This window comes from Kitasatospora sp. NPDC058048 (assembly GCF_042885555.1).
Lineage (GTDB): Bacteria > Actinomycetota > Actinomycetes > Streptomycetales > Streptomycetaceae > Kitasatospora > Kitasatospora lactacystinica.
The window spans coordinates 545,853-567,194 of the sequence record NZ_JBHVRT010000001.1 but is presented as its reverse complement, the minus strand read 5'-3'; the positions used below and the strand labels follow the sequence as shown (position 1 = coordinate 567,194).

General features: G+C 74.6%; 21 protein-coding genes. 12 read left to right on the top strand and 9 right to left on the bottom strand.

Annotated elements, in window-relative coordinates:
* Positions 1 to 89: 89 nt before the first annotated feature.
* Together thrS and ACFVVA_RS01985 are read left to right on the top strand one after the other, a co-directional pair.
* Positions 90 to 1,400: a threonine--tRNA ligase gene (gene thrS, locus ACFVVA_RS01990; RefSeq protein ID WP_387684746.1), complete on the top strand. Its 1,311-nt coding sequence runs from the start codon at positions 90 to 92 to the stop codon at positions 1,398 to 1,400.
* Positions 1,401 to 1,575: 175 nt separating this feature from the next.
* Positions 1,576 to 1,860 (top strand): hypothetical protein, encoded by a 285-nt coding sequence (locus ACFVVA_RS01985; protein WP_387684744.1) that lies wholly within the window; start codon positions 1,576 to 1,578, stop codon positions 1,858 to 1,860.
* Between the two features lie 67 nt (positions 1,861 to 1,927).
* Here the strand turns inward: ACFVVA_RS01985 and ACFVVA_RS01980 are convergent, their stop codons facing one another.
* A complete protein-coding gene (locus ACFVVA_RS01980; RefSeq protein WP_387684742.1) occupies positions 1,928 to 2,338 on the bottom strand; it encodes a VOC family protein in 411 nt (136 codons plus the stop codon).
* A 134-nt stretch (positions 2,339 to 2,472) separates the two neighbouring features.
* On the opposite strand from ACFVVA_RS01980, the gene ACFVVA_RS01975 reads away from it, so the two are divergent.
* On the top strand, positions 2,473 to 2,949 hold the full coding sequence (locus ACFVVA_RS01975; protein WP_387684740.1) for a MarR family winged helix-turn-helix transcriptional regulator: 477 nt from the start codon (positions 2,473 to 2,475) through the stop codon (positions 2,947 to 2,949).
* A 106-nt stretch (positions 2,950 to 3,055) separates the two neighbouring features.
* Here the strand turns inward: ACFVVA_RS01975 and ACFVVA_RS01970 are convergent, their stop codons facing one another.
* On the bottom strand, positions 3,056 to 3,682 hold the full coding sequence (locus ACFVVA_RS01970) for a C40 family peptidase (protein ID WP_387684738.1): 627 nt from the start codon (positions 3,680 to 3,682) through the stop codon (positions 3,056 to 3,058).
* Positions 3,683 to 3,908: 226 nt separating this feature from the next.
* Here ACFVVA_RS01970 and ACFVVA_RS01965 point away from each other — a divergent pair, with 226 nt between their 5' ends.
* Positions 3,909 to 4,331, top strand: a complete 423-nt coding sequence (locus ACFVVA_RS01965; RefSeq protein ID WP_387684736.1) for a RidA family protein — start codon at positions 3,909 to 3,911, stop codon at positions 4,329 to 4,331.
* A 35-nt stretch (positions 4,332 to 4,366) separates the two neighbouring features.
* On the opposite strand, the gene ACFVVA_RS01960 is transcribed toward ACFVVA_RS01965, so the two are convergent.
* A complete protein-coding gene (locus tag ACFVVA_RS01960; protein ID WP_387684734.1) occupies positions 4,367 to 4,726 on the bottom strand; it encodes a hypothetical protein in 360 nt (119 codons plus the stop codon).
* A 253-nt stretch (positions 4,727 to 4,979) separates the two neighbouring features.
* On the opposite strand from ACFVVA_RS01960, the gene ACFVVA_RS01955 reads away from it, so the two are divergent.
* Positions 4,980 to 5,156: a hypothetical protein gene (locus tag ACFVVA_RS01955; RefSeq protein ID WP_387684732.1), complete on the top strand. Its 177-nt coding sequence runs from the start codon at positions 4,980 to 4,982 to the stop codon at positions 5,154 to 5,156.
* A 26-nt stretch (positions 5,157 to 5,182) separates the two neighbouring features.
* On the opposite strand, the gene ACFVVA_RS01950 is transcribed toward ACFVVA_RS01955, so the two are convergent.
* The 3 genes from ACFVVA_RS01950 to ACFVVA_RS01940 all read right to left on the bottom strand — a co-directional run bounded on the left by ACFVVA_RS01950 (position 5,183) and on the right by ACFVVA_RS01940 (position 7,609).
* A complete protein-coding gene (locus ACFVVA_RS01950; protein ID WP_387684730.1) occupies positions 5,183 to 5,815 on the bottom strand; it encodes a peptidase inhibitor family I36 protein in 633 nt (210 codons plus the stop codon).
* Positions 5,816 to 5,924: 109 nt separating this feature from the next.
* Positions 5,925 to 6,782 (bottom strand): DUF4389 domain-containing protein, encoded by an 858-nt coding sequence (locus tag ACFVVA_RS01945; protein ID WP_387684728.1) that lies wholly within the window; start codon positions 6,780 to 6,782, stop codon positions 5,925 to 5,927.
* A gap of 215 nt (positions 6,783 to 6,997) precedes the next feature.
* Positions 6,998 to 7,609, bottom strand: coding sequence for a hypothetical protein (locus ACFVVA_RS01940; protein ID WP_387684726.1), 612 nt, complete (start codon positions 7,607 to 7,609; stop codon positions 6,998 to 7,000).
* Between the two features lie 237 nt (positions 7,610 to 7,846).
* On the opposite strand from ACFVVA_RS01940, the gene ACFVVA_RS01935 reads away from it, so the two are divergent.
* From ACFVVA_RS01935 to ACFVVA_RS01920, 4 genes are all read left to right on the top strand, one after another.
* Positions 7,847 to 9,346, top strand: a complete 1,500-nt coding sequence (locus tag ACFVVA_RS01935; RefSeq protein WP_387684724.1) for a BTAD domain-containing putative transcriptional regulator — start codon at positions 7,847 to 7,849, stop codon at positions 9,344 to 9,346.
* Positions 9,347 to 9,484: 138 nt separating this feature from the next.
* A complete protein-coding gene (locus ACFVVA_RS01930) occupies positions 9,485 to 10,870 on the top strand; it encodes a M14 family metallopeptidase (protein ID WP_387684722.1) in 1,386 nt (461 codons plus the stop codon).
* Positions 10,871 to 11,066: 196 nt separating this feature from the next.
* Positions 11,067 to 15,128: an AAA domain-containing protein gene (locus tag ACFVVA_RS01925; protein ID WP_387684720.1), complete on the top strand. Its 4,062-nt coding sequence runs from the start codon at positions 11,067 to 11,069 to the stop codon at positions 15,126 to 15,128.
* 87 nt (positions 15,129 to 15,215) lie between these two features.
* Positions 15,216 to 15,770, top strand: a complete 555-nt coding sequence (locus ACFVVA_RS01920; RefSeq protein WP_387684718.1) for a hypothetical protein — start codon at positions 15,216 to 15,218, stop codon at positions 15,768 to 15,770.
* Between the two features lie 90 nt (positions 15,771 to 15,860).
* Here ACFVVA_RS01920 and ACFVVA_RS01915 read toward each other — a convergent pair whose 3' ends face one another.
* Positions 15,861 to 16,733, bottom strand: coding sequence for a glycosyltransferase family 2 protein (locus tag ACFVVA_RS01915; protein ID WP_387684716.1), 873 nt, complete (start codon positions 16,731 to 16,733; stop codon positions 15,861 to 15,863).
* A gap of 320 nt (positions 16,734 to 17,053) precedes the next feature.
* Here ACFVVA_RS01915 and ACFVVA_RS01910 point away from each other — a divergent pair, with 320 nt between their 5' ends.
* The 3 genes from ACFVVA_RS01910 (at position 17,054) to ACFVVA_RS01900 (ending at position 19,893) form a co-directional block, all read left to right on the top strand.
* Positions 17,054 to 17,797: a ScbR family autoregulator-binding transcription factor gene (locus tag ACFVVA_RS01910; protein ID WP_387684714.1), complete on the top strand. Its 744-nt coding sequence runs from the start codon at positions 17,054 to 17,056 to the stop codon at positions 17,795 to 17,797.
* Between the two features lie 347 nt (positions 17,798 to 18,144).
* Entirely contained in the window at positions 18,145 to 19,014 is an 870-nt protein-coding gene (locus ACFVVA_RS01905) for a BTAD domain-containing putative transcriptional regulator (RefSeq protein WP_380350960.1), read from the top strand.
* Positions 19,015 to 19,149: 135 nt separating this feature from the next.
* Positions 19,150 to 19,893 carry a TetR family transcriptional regulator gene (locus ACFVVA_RS01900; protein WP_387684711.1) on the top strand — a complete coding sequence of 248 codons (744 nt, stop codon included), beginning with the start codon at positions 19,150 to 19,152 and terminating at the stop codon, positions 19,891 to 19,893.
* 69 nt (positions 19,894 to 19,962) lie between these two features.
* Here the strand turns inward: ACFVVA_RS01900 and ACFVVA_RS01895 are convergent, their stop codons facing one another.
* Both ACFVVA_RS01895 and ACFVVA_RS01890 read right to left on the bottom strand, forming a co-directional pair.
* The gene (locus ACFVVA_RS01895) at positions 19,963 to 20,697 is read right to left on the bottom strand and encodes a hypothetical protein (protein ID WP_387684709.1); all 735 of its coding nucleotides are present in this window, start codon (positions 20,695 to 20,697) and stop codon (positions 19,963 to 19,965) included.
* A complete protein-coding gene (locus ACFVVA_RS01890; protein WP_387684707.1) occupies positions 20,694 to 21,182 on the bottom strand; it encodes a GNAT family N-acetyltransferase in 489 nt (162 codons plus the stop codon). The genes ACFVVA_RS01895 and ACFVVA_RS01890 overlap by 4 nt, the downstream gene beginning before the upstream one ends.
* Between the last annotated feature and the right edge of the window lie 160 nt (positions 21,183 to 21,342).

Here is a 21,342-nt window from a genome sequence, read left to right as displayed (position 1 = left end):
TGACCCAGTTCGAAGCCCCGGGGCGAGTGCCCCGGGGCTTCGCCGTTCCCGGACCCACTCGCCCGCCCACCCGAGTGGAGACCACCGCCATGAACGGCCACCCCTCGCACAACCGCCCCCCGCACGACGACGCCCCGCACGACCAGGCCCCGCACGACGACGCCCCGCACGACCACCGCAGGCTCGGCCGCGAACTCGACCTGTTCGACACCGACCCGCTGATGGGCTCAGGCCTGCCGTACTGGCTCCCCGACGGCGCCGCGATCCGGCACTCCCTGGAGGAGTTCATCCGCGGCCGCGAGCGCCGGGCCGGCTACCGCCACGTCTACTCCCCGGTGCTCGGCAAACGCGAGCTGTACGAGATCTCCGGCCACTGGGCGCACTACCGCGAGGACATGTTCCCGCCCATGGAACTGGGCGCCGAGGAGATGGTGCTGCGCCCCAGCCTCTGCCCGCACCACGCGCTGATCTACCGCTCACGCTCCCACAGCTACCGGGAACTGCCGCTGCGCATGGCGGAGTTGGGCGGCATGTACCGCTCCGAGCTGTCCGGGGTGCTGGGCGGTCTGACCAGGGTCCGGGCGATCCAGCTGAACGACGCCCACATCTTCTGCACCCCGGAGCAGGCGGCCGACGAGGCCGTCGCCGCACTGGAGCTGATCCGCGAGGCGCACCGGGCACTGGGCGTCGTCCCGGTCCGCTACCGGCTCTCGCTGCCCGGCGCGGGCGGCAAGTACGTGGCGGACCCGGCGCTCTGGGAACGTGCCGTCGCCCTGCTCACCGAGGTGCTGGAGCGCTCCGGGGTGCCGTTCGAGGCGGCGGAGGGCGAGGCGGCGTTCTACGGGCCCAAGATCGACGTGCAGATCGCCGACGGCGCCGGCCGTGAGTTCACCCTCTCCACCGTGCAGGTCGACTTCCACCAGCCGGAGCGGTTCAACCTGCACTACATCGGCGCGGACGGCGCCAAGCACCGCCCGGTGATGGTGCACCGCAGCGTGATCGGCAGTGTCGAGCGGGTGGTCGCCCACCTGATCGAGCTGTACGGCGGCGCGTTCCCGGCCTGGCTCGCGCCCGTCCAGGTGGTGCTGCTGCCCGTCTCCGAGGCCGAACTGCCGCAGGCCGAACGGTTCCGGCAGCGCTGCCTGGACCTCGGCCTGCGCGCCGAGGTCGTCGGGCCCGAGCACGGGACCCTGGGCGCCCGGATCCGCGAGGCCCGGCTGGTGCCGTACCAGGCGGTGATCGGGGCGAAGGAGGCCGTGGACGACCGGGTCGCGCTGCGGCTGCGGGACGGCCGGCGGCTGGAGCCGCTGCCGGCCGAGGAGGCGTGGGCGCGGATCGGCGCGCTGGTGGCGGCGTGCGACGCGGAACTGTGGGCGGAGGACGCCTCCCGGCGGCCGTAGGGCCCCGGCCTCGGACGCCCGCCCGCGGGGCCTCGGTGCGGCCGTTCGTGGCATACGTACGACTAGTGCGGTGTGCGGTGTGTCGGTCGGGCCGAGGGTGGCGGCCGCCCGTCGAATGGGCCGAGCGGCCGAGTCCGCGGCCGCCGCTGTCCCCACCCGTACGGAGGTACTCCCGATGCGCATCCCACACGGCCTCGCCGTTCCCGCCCTGGCCGGCTGTCTCGCCCTCGCCGGAGCGGTGGCCGCCACCCCGGCAGGCTCGGCAGAGCTCCGCCCGCTGCCCAGCCCCGCCGTCCAGTACTGTGCCGCGGTGCTCGGGCACGTCCCGGGCGCCGACACCGCCTCGCTGGCTCTCGGGCGGGCCTGCTCCTCGGACTTCCGGGCCGATCAACTCGCGCAGGCCGGAGGAGGATTCGAGGCCTACGGGCCGGCCGGCCACCCGTCGCTGCCGATGGAGTAGGCCCGGTCGGGGCGGTCCGCCGGCCGACCGCGCCGCACGAGGCGCAAGCCCCGTGCGGCGGGGCCGGTCAGTAGGACTGGAGCTCGATCACGTGGCCGTCCGGATCGCGCAGATGGGCGCTGCGCAGGGTGGGGCCCCACTCCGGGCGGTCGGTCGGCGGGGTGACGGGGGTGCCGCCGTGGCGCAGGCAGAGGCCGAGTGCGCCGTCCACGTCGTCCACCCGGAGGACCAGCATCGCGGTGTCCTGCGAGGGTGCGGCGGGGTGGGCGGGGAGCTCGGCGACGCCGAGGGTCGCGGCCATCGCGGATCGGTCGAAGAGGGCCAGGCAGGTGCGGTCGGCGAGGTCCCAGTTGGCGTACGGGCCCGCGGGCGCGCCCTTGGCCAGGGTGGCGCCGGTGAGCGCCGGGAGGACCGCGCGGTAGAAGGCGAAGCACTCGGCGAAGCGGGTGACGAGCAGGCGGGGGTACGGGGCGTCCACGGGCGAACTCCTGGCCAAGGGGGTGGAGAGAGCGGCGGTGCGGGGGTGGTACGGGGGTGGTACGGGGGTGGTTCCGCCGGTTCCCGAGTTGATGGGTTGCAACCCACTATAGGGAGAGACCCTAGACTGCCGCCATGGCCTCCGAGAACCCGCACCCCGCCGCCGAACTCCCCCCGACCCTGCTGGACCTCAGCACCTACCTGCTCTCCCGGATCGGCAAGGCGGCGCGCGGCCGCCTCGCCGAGCTGCTGGCCGAACGCGGCCTGCGGCTCTGGGACATGGCGGTGCTGGCCGCACTCGCCGACTTCGGCCCGCAGGCCCAGCGGGACCTGGTGCGGCGGCTGGCCATCGACCCGAGCGACCTGGCCAAGGTCGCCGACCGGCTCGCCGCCGCCGGGTACGTCGAACGCGCCAGGGACCAGGCCGACCGGCGGAGGGTCTCGGTCTCGGTCACCGATGCCGGACGGGCGCTGCTCGCCGACCTGGAGGCGCAGGCGCGGGCGGTGCAGGACGCCGTGCTCGCGCCGCTGGACGCGGGGGAGCGGCAGGTGCTGCAGGAACTGCTGCTGCGGGTGCACCACGGGACGGGGGAGTGGCGCGGCGGCCTGTGACCGTGGGGCGGGCGTGGGGTCGGTCGGGGCGGTGGCGTCGCGTCGGCCGCTTCGGGCCGGTCGCGTCGGGTGGCCGCTTCAGGTCGGCCGCTTCGGGCCGGTCGCGTCAGGCCGGGGGTTGCCCCGGGCGGCGGGCGCCGGCGAACTCGCCCGCCCAGCGCGGCACGTCGAGCACGTTCTCGACCCGGGCGACCAGGGTGCCCGTCCGCTCGGCGTGGATCATCGCGCCCTCGCCGACGTGGATCCCGACGTGGTGCAGGGGGGCGTCGGGGCGGGAGAAGAACAGCAGGTCGCCCGGGGCGAGCGCGTCGCGCTCCACCGGGGCGCCGAGGTTGAACTGCGCGACGGTGTAGTGCCCGAGCTCTACGATGCCGTGGCTGGCCCGGTACCAGCAGTAGAGCGAGAGGCCGCTGCAGTCGAAGCCGACCGTCTTCTCGCCCATGCACACGCCGTTCAGCCAGCCGTTCTCCTCGTCGCAGAAGCCGAGGCTCGCGCCCAGCCGGTCGCCGCCGCCCCAGGCGTACGGCACGCCGAGCTGGCTCGCGGCCACGTCGGCGACCCGGCGGCCCAGCGCGGCCGCGGGCAGCGACCGGGCCGTCCCGGGCGGGGCGTCGGACGCCGCCTGGGCGGCCGGGCCGAGCGCCGGGACGAGGCCCGCCCCGAGCGCGAGGCCGAGCATGCGGCGCCGACGGACGCCGGAGGTCTGGTCACGGTCGGACGGTTGGGGCTCCATGGCGGTGCCTCCCGGTGCTGGCGGTGGCTGGGCGTCCGGGGCGTGGTGCCCGGGCGCACCCACCAGGATTCCGTTGCGGCGGGCCGGTCCGCCATCACCCGCAACGGTGAATCGCCGACGCAAGAACGCCGAAGTGGAGGGGGGTTCGCCGGTAAATGGTTTGACGGTCGTTCAGGAGGCGCCAACGATGGGCGCGAACGTTCGGTCGGGACTGTCGGAGGACCACATGAGCAGCGCCGTCAAGCTGATCCGCTCCACGCGGCTGACCAGGGCCGTGGACTACGCCTACGCGGCGGAGGTCGACGCCCCGGCCCGCTCGCTCTGGCTGGCCGGGGCCTGCCCGCTGGACGAGGAGGGCCGGACGGTCGCCGTCGGCGACTTCGAGGGCCAGGCCCACCAGGTGATGCGGAACCTGATAGCCGTGCTGGAGGACAACGGCGCGGCCCTCACCGACATCGCCCGGACGACCGTGTACGTGGCCTCCGGCGACCAGGCCGACCTGGTGAAGGTGTGGAACGTCTACCGCGCCTACATGGGGGAGCACGACGCCCCGAGCACCCTGCTCGGCGTCACGGTGCTCGGGTACCACGACCAGCTGGTGGAGGTGGAGGCCGTGGCCGTGCTGCCCTCCGGGCCCGACGCTTCCTGATTTGACCTGGCGCGACCCGGCCGGTCAACCGGTCATCAGCGCACGCTGAGCCTCACCGTGGCGCTCCGGCCGGTGTAGAACTTGTGGATCTGCTCACGCGTCCCGGAGCCGCAGGCCTGCACCTCCTCCGGGTAGCTCTTGCTGTCGGCGGCGATCGTGACCGTCGCGCACATCCCGTCGGCCCGGGTGTCCTCCACCCACCCGTCGACGTACAGCGACTCGACTCCCTCGACGTTCTTGCACTTCAGGGTCCAGGTGGCCTCCGCGCCGTCGATCTTGGGCGAGTCGCTGTGCGGGCAGGTCGCCGCGGTGGCGGGGGTCGCGGTCACCACCACCGTTCCGCCGACCAGCGCGAGAACGGCGAGAACGGCGCGGAGGGACAGGGCCAGTCGCATGGTGGGTCTCCTGGTGCGGGTGCGGGTGCGGGTGCGGACGTCGACGGAGGGCTTCCGTCGCGGGGGGGTTTCTGCCGCACACGAAGCAGATCGATTCCGCGGGGCGGCGCAATGCGCTCATGTGGGTGACGTCGGGTTCGACGTGCTGCGGTGCGGGAAAGGCCCGTCAGGGCGTCAATCCCGGTTGACGGCTGGCGGGCTCAGCGAGCCGTGGCTGCAAGGAAGTTGGCCGCTCCACCCCTACCCTTGGGCCATGAAGCAGCACATCCTCACGCTGGTCCTCGGGGGCCTTCTGCTGGGCATCGTCGCGTTCGGCGCCGGCTGGTACGCGGCGGACTCCCGGCAGACCGCTCCGGCGCCGACCTACATCACGGTCACGCCGGAGCCGGTCCCCACCGGCGCGGTCTCACCCCCGGCCGCCGGCCGGTAGCCAGTGGCCGGCGGCGCGGCCGGTGGCTACTGCCTGACCGCCCAGAACCGGTCGGCCATGTTGTCGTACGCGACCGACGCGGACAGTGACACCGCCGGCTCCTTCCAGAGCATCTGCCACTGGCCGTCGCCCGGGTCGTTGTCCACGATCACCTCCAGTCCGCGCGCCGTGTTCACCCAGCTGCTCGCCTGGTCGCGGAACCCGTAGTCGGTGAAGTACACGGCGGCGTCCTCGTGGAAGAGGTTGAACTGGAGCCGGCGGCCGCCCCAGTTCCTGTCGGCGTAGAAGCAGTAGTAGGACGGCTCGGTGGCCGGGGTCGGGCAGTTCTTCCAGTCCGGGCTCCGGGCGGTGCGGCGGTGGTGGTCGCCGCTCCACGGCGGTGCCTGCGGCTGCCCGGGCAGCGGGAGCACCATCACCGCGCCGTCGGGGTAGGTGATCTCGTTGGCGGCGGTCTGCTTGCCGCCCTTGCCCGCGGCGAGCTGGGCGTCCACCGACTGCTGGAGTGCGTCACGGTCGCCGTCGCCGAGTGCGGTGATGATGACTCTCCGGTCCCCGGCCGGGCTGTGCGCGGCGGCGGCCTGCGCCCCGAGGGGCGCGGCCAGGAGCACGAGGGCCCCGGCTGTGCGGACGAGGAGTCGGCGGAGTCGAGAGTGCGTCATATGCCAAACGTAGCCGTGCTGATACCGCCGGTAACCTCGCTCTCTCGATCAGACGGCGCGTACGCGGCACCGGCGCGCCGGTGCGTACGCGCCCCCTGAACGGGCGAACCTACGACTCGCGGGCGCCCTCACCGAGCCGACCGGAGTCGCGGGCCCGGTCGGCGGCGCCCGGCACCAGGGGCGCGACGACGTGCCGGGCCGGGTGGGAGCCCTCGTCGTCGTTGTCGTCGTCCGAGTTCACCGAGGCGGTGACCGAGCCCGTCGCCGAGGAGGCCAGGCCGATGATCAGAAAGAGGACGAGCAGGCCGCGCCCGGCGCCACCCAGGACCAGCGGGCGGGTGGCCGAGGCCGGCCCGGCCGGCTCACTGCCCGGCTCGTCGCCGAACAGGCGTTTGGGGTAGGCGGACGAGACCATCACCAGGTAGGAGGTGAAACGCATCCGGTAGCGCAGGATCGCGGTCGTCGCCTCGTACAGCGGCTGCGGCATCCGGCCGAGGACCAGCACCACCAGCCAGAGGACGAACGACACCGTCCACCAGCCCGCGTACACCAGGCCCTGCACGATCGCGGCCGGGATGACGAGGAAGATGCGGAACAGCACGGCGAGCCGGTTCAGCTCACCCGGCCGCAGCCCGACCTGCACCGGATAGTCGGGGACCTCGAAGCGGAACGGCGGATAGCGGTCCCCGGTGAGCATCATGTACGCGGTGACGCGGGTGTCGTACGGGATGAACACCGTGAGGTAGTCCGCCACGAAACCGGGCAGCCGGCCGAGCACCAGCGCACCGAACCAGCCGACGACGGTGACCAGGAACGCCACCACCGACAGCACCCACACCACCACGAACTGGGGGATCAGCAGCAGCGCGCGCAGCAGCACCGTCCAGCGGTTCTGCGGACCGGGCGCCGGCATGTCCAGCACCGGGAGCCACTCGCGGCTGACGGGGGCGGGGGGAGCCTGCCACATCCGGGCCTCCACGGTCTCGGGACGACGGGACCCGGCGGTCGGGCGCGGCCGGGTGCCCTCCGAAGATCGCAGCAACCCACCCGTCCCGCGCGTCACGCTGCGCCGGACGGGCCAGTCGGCGGGTGCGGCCGGGCGTGGCGCGGCCCGAGGGGAAAGGTGGGGCTACCGCCGGCCGGTGGCACCGTACGCGTGGCGCGCGGACGCTCCTACGGATTTCAGGCGATCTTCGCGCAGAGCGGTTCGGCCGAGCCGTGCTCGAAGGTCAGCGTCCGGTAGCCGGTCGCGCTGATGTCGATGGTGTAGACGCCGTCGACGGTGTAGAGGTCGCGGGGCAGGTTGCCCGCGCCGGTGCCGACGCCGAGCAGGATCGGGCCGCGGGCGTGCCAGGTCTGGGAGGTGTCGGGGCGGTAGTCGACGACGGACCGGCCGCCGGCGTCCGCGTCGTACGAGGCGCCGGTGGTCGTGTTGGTGAGCCGCAGGACGAGCGCGCCCCGGAAGGCGGCGCGTCGCACGGTGGTGCCGTCGGGGGCGAACTCCAGGACCCGCCGCTGCACCTCGTCGACGACGGCCTCCATGTGCACGGGGAAGTCGCAGCGGGAGCCGGCCGGGAGGTCGAACACCGGCGAGGGCCACGGCTCCCACCCGCCCCGACCGGTGACGGCCCCGGCGGGATCGGCGGGATCGGCGGCGCCGTCGGTGATGACGGGAGCGGGCGAGCCGGACGGGCCGGCCGCGGCGCCGGAAGCGGCGGCCGCCGGGCCGGTCAGGGTGACGGCGATGGCGGCTGCCAGCGCGGTGGACGCGGCGTTGAACAGGATTCGTCGCATGATCGGTCCTTCTGGTGAGGTGCCGGGCGTTCGGGGGCCCAGCCTGGCAGGCACCCCTGACCGGATTCTCACCACGAGCCCCGGGCAGCCGCCCGCCCTGCGCCCGCGCGTGGGCGACCCGCGGACCTGACCGCGCCCGGATCGCCGGTCACGGCCGGCCGTCGGCGGGCACCGTGAGGAGATCGTGGCCTGCGCGCGCCTCCTCGCCGGGCCGCCCGGGCCCTAAGGTGGCCCGCCATGGAGTTTCGACTGCTCGGTTCGTTCGAGGCCGGCCACGAGGGTGAATCCGTCCTGGCCGGCAGCCGCCGTCAGGAGCGGGCCCTGCTGGCCGTCCTCCTGCTGGAGGACGGCCGGGTCGTCACCACCGACCGGCTGATCGACCTGCTCTGGAGCGGAAACCCGCCCGGCTCGGCCCGCGGCACCGTCCACACGTACGTCGGACGGCTGCGGGCCCGGCTGCGCCCGTACGGGGTGGTGATCGGGACCCGGCACGACGGGTACACCCTCGTTCCCGGCCAACACGCCGTCGACGTACGGGAGTTCCTCGACCTGACCGCCCGGGCGGCCGCCACCGGCGACCCCGGCGAACGGCTGCGCTGCCACGACCGGGCGCTCGCGCTGTGGCGCGGGCCGCTGCTCGCGGACGTCGTCGACGAGGCGCTGCGCGGACGGCTCGGGCGCCGGCTGGCCGAGCTGCGACTGTCCGCCCTGGAGCAGCGGGCCGAGATCCTGCTCGCCATGGGCCGGCACGAGCAGGTGCTGGCCGATCTGGCTGCGCCCTCCTTGGCCCTGCCCTCCTTGGCCGCGCCGTTGTCGGCCGTACCCTCTTCGGCCGTACCCTCTTCGGCCGCGCCCTCGGTCGGGGCGCCCGCCACCGATGGGCCGCCCGCAGCCGACGGCTCCGCCCCCGCCGGGCCCCCGTCCGGCTTCCCCGCCGACGACCTGCTGTCCCGCGAGCGCCTCGTCCTCGCCCTGATGACCGCCCTCTACCGGGCCGGCCGGCAGGTCGAGGCGCTGGCCCTCTACCGCCGCACCCGGCGCGTGCTGATGGACGGCGCCGGTGTGGAGCCAGGGGCCGAACTCGCCGCCCTGCACGACCGCATCCTGCGGGCCGACCCCCGGCTGGACCGCCCCCCGGCGCCGCTGTACGCGGTGCGGGTCGGCGATCAGTGGCTGCCGTGGAGCGCGGGCGGCCATCCGGCGCTGGAGTTCTGCAACACCTACGCCGGCTGGGGCGCCGATCCGACCGGCGTGCCGACCCCCGGGTCGGACTGGCTGCGCGGCTACCCCACGCTCGCGGTCTGGGCCGGCCACCACGACCTCGCCGACGGGCCGGTCGTCGAGGCGCTGCTCCGCCGGGCGGCGGAGCGGCCCGCGGAGGCCGCCGGCGTGCTCGCCGACGCCCGCGCGTTCCGGTCGGCCCTCCACGCGTGCCTGACCGACCCGCAGGACGGCGCCGCCTTCGGGGCGGTGGCGGCGGTGGTGCAGGAGGCCGGGCGGTCGGCGGTCCTCATCCGGGGCGAGGACGGCCTGGCGCACTGGCGACTGCCGCCGTCGGCCGGCCTGCGGCTGCCGCTGTACGCCGCCGCCCGCGCGGCCGGCGAACTGCTCGCCGACCCGCGCCGGTTCACCGTCCGCCGCTGCCCCAGCACCGGCTGCGGCTGGCTCTTCCTGGACGCGAGCGGCCGGCGTCGCTGGTGCAGCCTGGCGACCTGTGGGACCCGTCCGGCCTCCTGAGTCGTGCGGGCCGATACGCGGCCGGGTCCGGACTTTCCAACGCCTTGACGAACCCATGACACTGGCGGACCATCAAGCTGGCGCGCGCCGAACCTCCTCCACAGTTCCGCCCCCACGGACACCCACAGGAGGACAGTCATGCGACTGCCCCGCCGAGGGAAGCCCGCCGCGGCCACCGCCGTGCTGCTGGCCCTCGCCCTCGCCACCCCGCTCACCGCCCAGGCCGCCCCCGACCGCCCGCCGACCCCCGCGCCCGTCACCGGTTTCGGCATCGACGCCGGCACCGGCACCGGCAGCGACGCCGCACGGCAGTACCGCCTCGACGGTCCCCGCACCGTCGCCGAACGCACCGCCGTCGCCGCCACCGGCGTCTCCGTCGACGCCGTCCTGCCCGAAGCGGTGGTGGTCACCGCCACCGCCGCCGAAGCCGCCCGGCTGCGGGCGCTCGGCTGGTCGCCCGTCGCACTGCCCGGCCCCCGCTACGGCGCCGAACCCGGCGACGAAGGCCTGGCCGGCCCGGTGTACGACTTCCCGCAGGCCGACTCCGGCTACCACAACTACGCCGAGGCCACCGCCGACATCGACGCGGTGGTCGCCGCCCACCCGGACATCATGAGCAAGCGCGTCATCGGTACCTCCTACGAGGGCCGCCCGATCGTCGCGGTGAAGATCAGCGACAACGTCGGCACCGACGAGAACGAACCCGAGGTGCTGTTCACCGCCCACCAGCACGCCCGCGAACACCTCACCGTCGAGATGGCGCTCTACCTGCTCCACGAGTTCGGCGACAAGTACGCCACCGACAGCCGCATCGCCAACGCCGTCAACAGCCGCGAGATCTGGGTGATCCCCGACCTCAACCCGGACGGCGGCGAGTACGACATCGCCACCGGCCGCTACCGCAGCTGGCGCAAGGACCGCCAGCCCAACAGCGGCAGCAACAGCGTCGGCACCGACCTCAACCGCAACTGGAACTACAAGTGGGGCTGCTGCGGCGGCTCCTCCGGCTCCACCTCCAACGAGACGTACCGGGGCAGCGCGCCGGAGTCCGCCAAGGAGACCAAGGTCGTCGCCGACTTCGTCCGCAGCCGGGTCGTCGACGGCAAGCAGCAGATCACCGCCGCCATCGACTTCCACACCTACAGCGAACTGGTCCTCTGGCCGTTCGGCTGGACCACCGCCGAAACCGCCACCGGCATGACCGCCGACGAGTACAACACCTTCGCCACCCTCGGCCGCGGCATGGCCGCCACCAACGGCTACACGCCCGAACAGTCGAGCGACCTCTACATCACCGACGGGGCGATCGACGACTGGCTGTGGGGCGCCCAGCGGATCTTCGCCTACACCTTCGAGATGTACCCCGGCGAGAGCGGCAGCGGCGGCGGCTTCTACCCGCCCGACGAGGTGATCGGCCGCGAGACCAGCCGCAACCGCGAAGCGGTCCTGCGCCTGGTGGAGACGGCCGACTGCGTCTACCGCGCGATCGGCAAGCAGCAGCAGTACTGCGGCATCTCGGCCTGACCGGGCCTCATCGGTACGGGTCGCGCCGCGCACGTCACGGCCCGGCGCCGGCTGCGGGACCATCCCGCAGCCGGCGCCTGTGGTTGCGCGGGTCGGACACTCGGCCTACCTGCCCGCAGTCCGGTAGATTCTGCCCGCCGGTTGATCGGCACACGAAGCGGCTTCGCGCCGCGGGTTCGACACAGGGGGCTACGGGGTGCGGGACAGGGACGGGCGCGCGGGGGACCTGCTGGAGTGCTGGCGGGCGGTCGAGCTGTTCAGCCCGCCGCCGATACCGGAGGTGCCGCGGAAACGCCGGGCCGGCCGTCCCCGGGCCTCCGACGCGATCACCGTCGACGTGACGCCGGCGGCGGGCCGGCCGGCGCTGCTGCTGCCGTGGGCACCGGAACATCCGGAGACGGCGGCCCGGCGGGCGCCGCGGGGGATGGTGTGGCGGCACGAGGTGTACGGCGGGGTGTACGACCTGGAGCTGTTGCGGCAGGCGATGATCGCCGTTCTGCCGAAGGGGACCGACCCGGATCCGGGGGTGCCGGACGAGGAGTTGGTGCTGTCGGGGAAGAGCGCGATGTTCGCCCTCGTCCTGGACGAGCACGGGCGGCCGGTCGAGGACACCTCGGTGGTTTCCGCGTGCGGGTGGGCAACGGGCCGGCTGTTCGACCCGGGGCCGTCGGCGGCCGGGTGGCTGGACGGCTTCGAGGAGTTGGGCGAGGCGTTCGAGGTCGCGGTGGGGCGACTGACCGCCACGCCGATTCCGTACGCGCCGGGGCCCGACTTCCTGGCGGACCTGCCCGCGGGGGACGGGGAGGAGGCCGTTCGCAGCTGGCAGCAGCTGATCGCGGAGATCCTGGGCGGCGCGGCGGTGGCGGCGGTCGGTGCGCTGTTCGGTGAGGTCGCCGGGGCCGCGGTGCGGGGGGCGACGGAGCCGCTGGTGCGGCGCGTCGCCGACTGGGCGGCGACCCGCCGTCCGGACCAGCAGGGCGCGGGTGGGGGTTCCCCGTCCGCCGCGCCGCGGCCGCCCGCCGAGGAGACGGCGGAGGCGGAGGAGACGGAGACGGCGGAGGACACCGGCCCGCGCCCGGTCGCGCTCGCCGACCTCGTCGCCCTGACCGCCCAGATCGCCCATCTCTGCGGCGTCGAGGAGCACTTGGACCCGCGGGTGATCCGGGTCCGGAGCCGGCTGGTGCACCGCCCGCGCGACCCGAAGGCCAAGCCCACCGCCGCCCAGCCGTTCCTCAACAGTCTCCTGCCGCCCGACCTCGCCCGCGTCCGTGCCGCGCTCGGGGACGGGGGCCTGCGGGCGGCAGGCCTCGGCCCCGCCCTGGAGGCCTACCTGACCGGTCGCCGGGACATCCCGGTCGACGCCCGCACCGATCTGCGGGAGGACCGGCTCGCCGTCCTGGCCGGCGTCGACCCGGCTCTCGTCCCCGCCGGACGCTGGCCCGCCAAGGCGCGGCACCCGCTGGCGCTCAGCCAGCAGTTCGCGGTCAACCGCATGCTCGCGGACCGCGCCGGGGCCGGCGCCGGAAGCACGGAGGCCGCCGCCGCGAGCACCGACGCCGGTGGCCTGTTCTCCGTCAACGGCCCGCCCGGCACCGGCAAGACCACCATGCTCCGCGACCTGGTCGCCGCCCTCGTGGTCGAACGCGCCGCCGTGATGGCCGGTTACCGGAGGCCCGAGGAGGCGTTCGTCGGCCGTGCCTGGCGGGGCAAGGACCGTCATGGCGTCCACCCGCGCTTCGTCTCCGCCCTCGACCCGCGGCTCGCCGGCCGCGAGATCGTGGTCACCTCCTCCAACAACGGCGCGGTGGAGAACATCACCGCCGAACTGCCCGGCGCCGACGCCCTCGACGCACACTGGCACGACGGCCCCGACCACTTCTCCGACCTCGCCTCCGCCCTGCTCGGCGGCGCGCCCGCCTGGGGGCTGGTCGCCGCCGTCCTCGGCAACAAGACCAACCGGACCAGGTTCACCGAGCGCTTCTGGTGGGGCCGCCTGCCCGAGGACGAGTCCGCCGCCCGCGCCGACGCCGGGCTCCCGCCGCTGCGCGGCATGAACGCCGTCCTCGGCGACTGGGTGCCGCCCAGTGTGCCCAGGCCCGCCCGGACCCCGCGTGACCTTCGCCCGGCGGCGGTCACGGCCCCGGCCGCCACCGCCCCAACTCCCCCTCCCACTCCCGAAGTCCAGGCCCCCGCCCAGCCCGTACCCTCCTGGCCCGAGGCCGTCGCCGCCTTCAGGGCCGCCCAGGCCGAGGTCGAGCGCCTGCGCGCCGAACGCGTCCGCCTCGCCGCCGTCCTCGCGGACTCCCGGGCAGACCGGGTCCACCCCCGCCTCGACGCCCTGCGCGCCGCCGTCGCCCGCGCCGACGACCGCGCGGCCGCCGCCGAGGCCCGCCACGCCGCCGCGGTGCGGGCCGTCGAGACGGCCTGCACCGCCACCCACGCCGCCGAAGCCGCGCACCGGGCCGCCGCCGAGTGCGTCCCGCGGGCCCGCGAGGCCCTCGCCGACGCCCGGGCCACCCTGGCCGCCGCCCGCGAACGCGCCGACCAGCACCGCCGGCAGGTCGGCGTCCTGACGGCCCTCCACGACGAGCCCCCCGGCGCGCAGCCGGGTCTGCGCGGCGGGCTGCGCCGCCTGCTGCAGAGCGGTGCCGAACGCCAGGCCGCCGAGGAGCACCGCGAACGCAGCCGGAGCGACCTCCTCGCCCAGCTCGTCCAGCAGCGCACCGCGCTGGAGGACGCCCACGACCACGTCGCCCGCTGCACCCGTGCGGAAGGCCTCGCGGCCGACCTGACCGCCCGCACCATCACCGCCGTCACCGAGGCCGAGACCGGGGCCGTCCGCGCCCGCGCCGACCAGGAGGCCGCCCGGGCCGCGGAGTCGGCGGCCCGCGCGGACGTCGAGCAGGCCCGGTACGGGGCCCGGTCCGCCCGGAGCGACCTGGAGGCCGCCGGCGCCGAACTCGACGCCGCCCACCGGGCCCTGCGCGCGGCCGCCGCCGATCTCCCCTCGCTGCCCCTCGACTGGCCGCAACTCGGCGACCACGCGCAGGAACTCGGCGCCCCGTGGGCCGACGAGGCCTGGAGCACCGCCCGCAGCGACCTCTTCCTGCGCGCCCTCGACCTGCACCGCGCCCTGGTCGCCAACACGGCCAAGCGGATCCGCGGCAACCTCCAGGTCCTGGTGGAACTCATGGCGGGCGGCGGCGGCCCCGTCCCCGACGAGCAGGTCCTGCAGGCCTGGCAGACCCTCTTCCTCCTCGTCCCGGTCGTCTCCACCACCTTCTCCTCGATCGGCAGCATGTTCGCCCGCCTCGGCCGCGGCTCCATCGGCTGGATCCTCGTCGACGAGGCCGGCCAGGCCACCCCGCAGGCCGCCGTCGGCGCCCTCTGGCGCGCCCGCCGCGCCGTCCTCGTCGGCGACCCGCTCCAGCTGGAACCCGTCGTCACCATGCCGACCGCCCTGCAGCGCAGGCTCCTGCTGGCCTACGGCGTCGACGAGGAATGGCTGCCCTCCGCGACCTCCGCGCAGGCCGTCGCCGACCGGGTCAACCGCTACGGCACCTACCTGCCCGCCCCCACCGGCGCGGAGGACGACACGGTCTGGGTGGGCTCACCGCTGCGCGTCCACCGCCGCTGCGAGGAACCCATGTTCACCGTCAGCAACGAGGTCGCGTACGGCGGCCTCATGGTCCACGGCACCCACCCCCAGCCCTTCCCCGACCCCGACCACGACGGCCTCCTCCCCAGCCGCTGGCTCGACACCCCGGACCCCGACCGCCCGGCCGACGCCCCCTGGGGCGACCGCGACCGCCGCGCCCTCGCCTTCCTCCTGGGACGGCTCGACCGTCACGGCGTCACCGTCGAACGCCTGCGGATCATCGCGCCCTTCCGCGCCCTCGTCGCCGAAGCCCGCGAGACCTGCCGCGGGCTCCCCGGTTGGACCGCCGAACTCCTGGACGAGCGCTGCGCCACCGTCCACAAGGCCCAGGGCAAGGAGGCGGACGTCGTCATCCTGCTGCTCAGCGCGGGCCGCCCCGGCGCCCGCGCCTGGGCCGCCGGCTCCCCGCACCTCCTGAACGTCGCGGCCAGCCGCGCCAAGCGCCGCCTGTACGTGGTCGGCGACCGCGCACTGTGGGCCCCGCTGCTCCACTTCGACGTCCTGGCCGGCGAACTCCCCGCCTACGACCACGTCCGCGACCGCGACACCTGGCCCCTCGACGACCCTGCCGACCCAGCCGACAGAGGAACCGACGGCTGAGTCCGCGGGCACCGGGCGTTCCGAGGATGTTGCACGATCGCGAGCTCCAGTACTGCGAGCGACGGTCCGATGATGGGAGCATGGAGAGTGTTTACCGCCAAGACGGTCGTCGCGGAGTGCGACCGGATTCAGTGGCGGCTGGATCCGCTCGTGGGTGTCGGCCCACTGCGGTTCGGCATGATGTACGAGGACGTGGTGGAGGCACTCGATGGCTTCCTTGAGCCTTCCGCGCAGAGCACACGTCACTACGGCCAGGTGCTGAGCGACGACTTCTACCTCCCGCACTCCTCGAACAACGCGGCCCTCACGGTCTACTACGACGCCGAACGCCTGGTCTGCGTGGTCGTCAACGCGTTGCGCGGTCCGCAGGTCACACTGGACGCACTGTCGTTGGTCGGCCGCGTGCCGTCCGAACTCGAAGCCGACTTCACCGAGTACACGGCCACCCGCGGGTACGACCTGCGATGCGGCCAGTACGGGGATCCGGGCTCGGAGGCGCTGGGGGTTGTCCTTCGCGCCCAGCGCGCCGGGGATGTCGTACTGAGTCGGCCGGTGCTCGTCGCCCCGTCCTGGGCAGAACGCTGTGGTGATGTCTCGGAGGGCCGCATCCCCGAGGCGGAATGGCGCGATCGGCACTGGTAGCCAAGCGGGATCGGACGGCGGCAGGCGAAGCTGCCAGGCCGTCACGTTCGCCTGGCCATCGGCGATGCCCCGCGGCCCGGTCTCCTGCTGTCAGAACACCGGGGGGTGGCCCAGCCGGGTCATCCGCCACACCGTGGCCCAGCGCATCGGGAGTCGGGGCGGGCACGGGGTGCGGACGTCCTCCAGGAAGCCGGACCACCAGGCGCGCAGCCCGGCCGCGGGCGGTCGGCGGGCGAGGGCGTGCAGTGACCAGGAGGCCGGGTAGGGCGGCAGCAGGGCGGCGGGCAGTCGGCGCTCGGCCGGCCGTACCCGGGTGCGGGCGGTCGGCCGGTAGTGGGCGGCGGGCCGGGCCGGGTCGGTTCGCGGGTGCTGGAGCAGCAGGTCGGCCCGGTAGCGGATCGACCAGCCCGCGTCGAGGACGCGCCAGGCGAAGTCCGTTTCCTCGTGGGCGTAGAAGAACCGCGCCGGGAAGCCGCCGACCCGCTCGATGGCGCTCATCCGGATCGCGTGGCCGCCGCCCAGGAAGGTGGTGACCTCGCCGGACCGCAGCACGCCGGAGCGGCCCGGACGGGGGACGTGGCGGCGCCGGGTGCGCCCCGTCGCGTCCGCGACCCGGAAGCCGACCACGCCGAGGCGCTGTTCCCGCTCGAAGGCCTCCCGGACCAGCCGGAAGGTGTCGGTGCGCGGCAGCAGGCCGTCGTCGTCCAGGTTCACCACCACGTCCACGCCGCCGAGTTCGCGCAGTCGCCGGACGCCGAGGTTGCGGCCGCCGGGGATGCCGAGGTTCTTCGGCGGTTCCACCGCGTCCGCCCAGGGCGGGAGCGGCGGCAGCCTGGCGCCCTGCCCGATCACCACGACCCGGGCGGCCTCGCCCTCCTGGGCGGCCACCGAGTCGAGGAGCGCGCCCAGTTCCCTGGGCCGGTCGCCCATCGTCAGCACCACCACGCCCAGGCCGAGGCCCATGTGCACCCGCTTCCGTCGAGGATTCCCGCAGACCCGGTGCAACGACCGGCCCGTCTCGGAGGTCACGTCTGTACGGATGTACGGAGACGAACGCCGGGAAGAAACCGTTCGTTCGGTTTTCAGGGGGAGGTGGCGGGGCATCGGACGTCGAACCCTCGGGGCGGTCGAGGTCTCTGGCCACCAACGGGACGGTGGGGTCTGACGGGTCGTGGAGAGAGGGAGTGGTTGGCGGGATTCATCGACATCGTCTTGTCGGTCGTGGGTGAGGCGAAGCTAAGATACGGGGTGTTTGGTTTTGTTTTCCGGGAGCTCAGGTCGGGGTGGTTTCGGTGGTACGGCAGGAACGGGCGCTCCGGACACGTCGGCTGATCCTGGAGGCGGCGGCCTCGGTCTTCGACGAGTTCGGGTACGAGGGCGCGACCATCGGCGAGGTGGTCTCCCGGGCCGGTGTGACGCGCGGTGCGGTGTATTTCCATTTCGCCTCGAAGCGGGATCTGGCGCAGGGCGTGGTGGAGGAGCAGTTCGTCCAGGACGGAGTTCCGGAACGGAGCTGCAAGCTTCAGGAGTTCGTGGACACCGGGATGGTGGTGGCGTACCTGATGCCGCGTGACCCGCTGCTCAGCGCGGGTGCCCGGCTGTCGCTCGGGCAGGACCTCTTCGACGACCTCGGCGGCGGCGCCATCCCCGGCTGGATCAACCGGTTCGAGGCGCTGCTGGTCGCGGCCGGCGAGCGCGGCGAGCTGCTCCCGCACGTCGTTCCGGCGGACACCGCCTGGCTGCTCGTCGCCGCGTGGACCGGGGTGCAGATCCAGTCGCAGAAGCTCTGCGGCCGGGCGGACCTGGAGCTGCGGGTGTCCGCGCTGTACCAGCACCTGATGCCGAGCATCGCCGTTCCGGGCGTGCTCGGTTCGCTGCGGATGGGGCCGAACCGCGGGGCCGAGGTGGTGGCCGAGGCCGCGGCGGCCCGTGCGGCCGCGGAGGGCGGAGACCCGGACGGTGTGCCGGACGGCGCCGCGGCGGGTTCGGCGCGCGTCGAGGCGCAGGCGGAGGTCGGCGTGGGCTGACGGCGGCTCACCGGAGCTCCCGCCTGCGGGGATCCGGGCGGGGGAAGGCGAAACCGGCGGCGACGGGACCATGGGGGTCCGGCGCCGCCTTTGGTTTGCCCGGGCCCGGGCCCGGACTTGGGTCCGGAGTCGGGCCCGGAGCCGGACCGGGTCTCGCAGTGTCGCGGAAGCCGCGCCAGGGGTGACGGAACGGAGCGGCGTCAGGCAAAACAAACAGCACGTTCGGTTTTGTATTGACAAACCGCGCGTCCTGTTTTTGACTTGGTAGCAGCTGACCCAGGGTGTCGACCCGGGTGCCGGCCGTGGCGAAGGGGGCTGCGGCGTTCCGTGTGATTGGGGTGGTCATCGTGGAAATTCGGGTGCTCGGGACGCTGGACGTCCGGGTGTGCGGGGTGTCGGTGGTGCCGTCGGCGCCGAAGCCGCGGCAAGTGTTGGGCCTGCTGGCGCTGCGGGCGGACCAAGTGGTGCCGGCCGGGGTGCTGGCCGACGAGCTGTGGTCCGGCCGTCCGCCGCGCAGCGCGCGCACCACCGTGCAGACGTACGTGCTCCAACTGCGCGACCTCATCGACCGGGCGCTCGCCGCGGCCGGCGCGGCGAGGGGGGTGGCCTGCGCCAAGGACGTCCTGGTGACCTCGCCGGGCGGCTACATGCTCAACAGCGGCGCAGGGCTGACGGACCTGCGGGAGTTCGAGCGGCTGGCCGGAACGGGCTACCGGGCGATGGACGGTGAGGACTACCCGGCGGCGGCCCGGCTGCTCGGCGAGGCCCTCGGGCTGTGGCGCGGATCGGCCTTCGCCGATGTCCCGGTCGGCGGCCAACTCGCCGTTGAAGCCAGGCGGTTGGAGGAGACCAGGCTCTGCGCGCTGGACCAGCGGATCGAGGCCGACCTGCGGCTCGGCCGGCACCGGGTGCTGCTGGCCGAACTCACCGTGCTCGTGGACCGCTACCGCACCCACGAGAGCCTGCACGGCCAGTACATGATCGCGCTGCACCGCTCCGGTCGCCGGGGCGAGGCGCTGGAGGCGTACCAGCGCCTGCGGAACACCCTGGTACGGGAGTTGGGCATGGAGCCCTCGGTCGGACTGCGGCGGCTCCAGCGCTCCATCCTGCTCGCCGGCCCCGAACGCGCGGCGGATCGTGCGGCGGAGCGCGAGCCCGCCGGTGCGGGCGTGGCCGCCGGACCGGGGGCGGCGGCCCGGTTCAGCCGGGTCGGGTGAACCCGGCGGCCGTCCGCAGCCGGTGCCGCATCGGTGGAACCGGCCGCGGACGGCCGCCGGAGGCCGCGGCGCCCGTCCTGGGGCGGTCGCGGTCCGGTCGGAACCTGCTTGTCGTTGTGAGGGGTTGTGGGACGGGTGGTCCAGGAGAGGTCGGAACGGACGCGCGGGCGGCTGGTGGAGGCGGGGGCGGTACTGTTCGACCGCCGCGGCTACGCCGGTGCCACCCTCGGCGAGATCGCCGCGGCCGCCGGGGTGACGAAGGGGGCGCTGTACTTCCACTTCGCCTCCAAGGAGGAGCTGGCCGGAGCGGTGTCCGGGCAGGCCGAGCGCTCGCTGCGGTCGGCGTGCGCGGAGCTGCGTGCGGCTTCCTCCCCAATCCAGGGGTTGATCGACGCGGGGTACTGGCTGGTCGACGCCCTCGGGGCGGACCCGGTGATCCGGGCGGCCTTCCGCCTCGGCCGCGAGGACGCCGGCTGGCAGACCGCGCCCACCACGGCGGGGCCCACCACGGCGGGGCCCATCGCGGCCGGGGCACCCGCAGCGGCGCCCACTACGGCCAGGCCCGCCCCGGCCGATTCCAGGCAGCCGGCCTTCGCCGACATCCGCGGCTTCCACAGCGTCTGGGCCGGGGTGGTGCGCGACCTGCTGGCCGCTGCCCGTCGCGCGGGCGAGCTGCGCGACCGCCCGGGAGGCCTCGGCCCGGAGACCCTGGTGGTGACCGCCGCCTGCGGTCTGGAGGTGGTGTTCGCGGACGGTTGCCCCGCCGAGGAGCGCGCCCGCAGGGTCGGCGCCCTCTGGGACTGGCTGCTGCCCTGTCTGGTGCCCCCGGGCGCGGCCGGTGGCTACCGCACCAGGCCGTCGGCCCCGCGGCCCGGCTGAGACCGGGCCGTCCGAGACCGGGCCGTCCGAGGGGACGATCCGAGCCGTTTCGCCCGATGAGACTGTCGGTCAGGGTCGCAAGGGCTGGTGGGGCCGCATCAGGAGCAGGTCCTCGCCCCAGGCGTCCAGCACCGCCGCGTGGCCGGCGGCCCGGGCCGCCGCCTCGACCCGGGCGAAGAGCCGCTGCTGCGGCGCCACTTCGCCGGTCGCGGTGATCCGGGCGACGGTGTCCAGCAGCGCGGCGCTGTCCCAGCCGGGCAGCGGGAACCGGTCCAGCTCCCAGGCCAGGTACTTGTTGTAGGGGCGCGGTCGGCGGTCCAGGGTGAAGAGCAGGTCGAGCAGGAACCCGACACCGGCGGCCGCGTCGAGGTGGCCGGCGAGCGGGTTGCCGTCGCGGTGGTTCTTGACCGAGCGGTAGAGCGAGTTGGCGTAGGCGTCCAGCAGGGCGGCGCCGGACCGGAAGGCCTCCTCGGCGCCGAGCCGTCCCATCGCGGCGACGATCCGTACGATCTCCCCGTCGCGGCGGTCGACCAGTACCCGGGAACGGGCGATGGCGTACCGCTCCCAGTCGGCGGGCCGGCGGAACCGTTCGAGGGTGGTGACGACCAGGTCGAGCCGGGCGGAGCGGTAGCCGTCCAGCGCGGCCAGCTCGCTCGCCGAGTCGTCGGCGAGGATGACGTAGAGGTCGTGGTCGGAATGACGGGTGGTCATGCCGTCGTGGGCCCGGGAGCCCTTGAGGACGAGCCCGACGATGGCCGGGTCGGCCGTCGCATCGGCGACGAACGCCGCGAAGTCCGGTGTCACGCCAGGTCCTTGCGCATCAGCGCGCACATCGTCCGGTACCGCTGGAGCGAGCCGTCCTCGGCCTCCACGTCCCAGGAGTCGAGCTTCCGGCCGTAGGCCCGGTAGCCCAGGCGTTCGTAGAGGGCGCGGGCGCGCGGGTTGCTCTCCTCGACGCCGAGTTCGGCGCGGGTCAGGCCCCGGGCGCGGATCCGCTGCTCGGCGGAGCGGATCAGCAGCGTGCCGATTCCGCAGGACCGCAGGGCCGGGTGGACGCCGAGTTGCCAGAGCGTGCCGGCGCCGGGCTCGACGGTGTAGTCGATGCCGCCGACCGCGACCGGGAGCCCGACCGGTGTGCACACCGCCAGGTAGTCGATCTCGCCCGCCTCGGCGCGGCGGATCTGGTGGACGAGCTCGCGCACGTGCTTGGGCGAGCCGGCCCAGCCGCAGGACGGCAGGTCCGCGTCGGTGAGGCCGCGCACCGACAGGTGCAGCCTGATCCCGGTCATCGCCGCGTCCCTTCGACTCCCGCAGTGGCCGTCTCCCATTTCAGCAAGCCGGTCCCCGTGCCGTCCAAGGGGTTTCGGAGCGGCCACGGCGCCGGCCGGAAGGGCTCGGGGACCGGCCGGCCGGGCGGTGGCCCGCCCGGACAGCGGGCCGCCCCCGGTA

Bases quoted from the DNA above. Each gene is read 5' to 3' on its own strand.
- thrS (WP_387684746.1), top strand. From the start codon at position 90: ATGAACGGCCACCCCTCGCACAACCGCCCCCCGCACGACGACGCCCCG.
- ACFVVA_RS01985 (WP_387684744.1), top strand. From the start codon at position 1,576: ATGCGCATCCCACACGGCCTCGCCGTTCCCGCCCTGGCCGGCTGTCTC.
- ACFVVA_RS01975 (WP_387684740.1), top strand. From the start codon at position 2,473: ATGGCCTCCGAGAACCCGCACCCCGCCGCCGAACTCCCCCCGACCCTG.
- ACFVVA_RS01970 (WP_387684738.1), bottom strand. From the start codon at position 3,682: ATGGAGCCCCAACCGTCCGACCGTGACCAGACCTCCGGCGTCCGTCGG.
- ACFVVA_RS01965 (WP_387684736.1), top strand. From the start codon at position 3,909: ATGAGCAGCGCCGTCAAGCTGATCCGCTCCACGCGGCTGACCAGGGCC.
- ACFVVA_RS01960 (WP_387684734.1), bottom strand. From the start codon at position 4,726: ATGCGACTGGCCCTGTCCCTCCGCGCCGTTCTCGCCGTTCTCGCGCTG.
- ACFVVA_RS01955 (WP_387684732.1), top strand. From the start codon at position 4,980: ATGAAGCAGCACATCCTCACGCTGGTCCTCGGGGGCCTTCTGCTGGGC.
- ACFVVA_RS01950 (WP_387684730.1), bottom strand. From the start codon at position 5,815: ATGACGCACTCTCGACTCCGCCGACTCCTCGTCCGCACAGCCGGGGCC.
- ACFVVA_RS01945 (WP_387684728.1), bottom strand. From the start codon at position 6,782: ATGTGGCAGGCTCCCCCCGCCCCCGTCAGCCGCGAGTGGCTCCCGGTG.
- ACFVVA_RS01940 (WP_387684726.1), bottom strand. From the start codon at position 7,609: ATGCGACGAATCCTGTTCAACGCCGCGTCCACCGCGCTGGCAGCCGCC.
- ACFVVA_RS01935 (WP_387684724.1), top strand. From the start codon at position 7,847: ATGGAGTTTCGACTGCTCGGTTCGTTCGAGGCCGGCCACGAGGGTGAA.
- ACFVVA_RS01930 (WP_387684722.1), top strand. From the start codon at position 9,485: ATGCGACTGCCCCGCCGAGGGAAGCCCGCCGCGGCCACCGCCGTGCTG.
- ACFVVA_RS01915 (WP_387684716.1), bottom strand. From the start codon at position 16,733: ATGGGCCTCGGCCTGGGCGTGGTGGTGCTGACGATGGGCGACCGGCCC.
- ACFVVA_RS01890 (WP_387684707.1), bottom strand. From the start codon at position 21,182: ATGACCGGGATCAGGCTGCACCTGTCGGTGCGCGGCCTCACCGACGCG.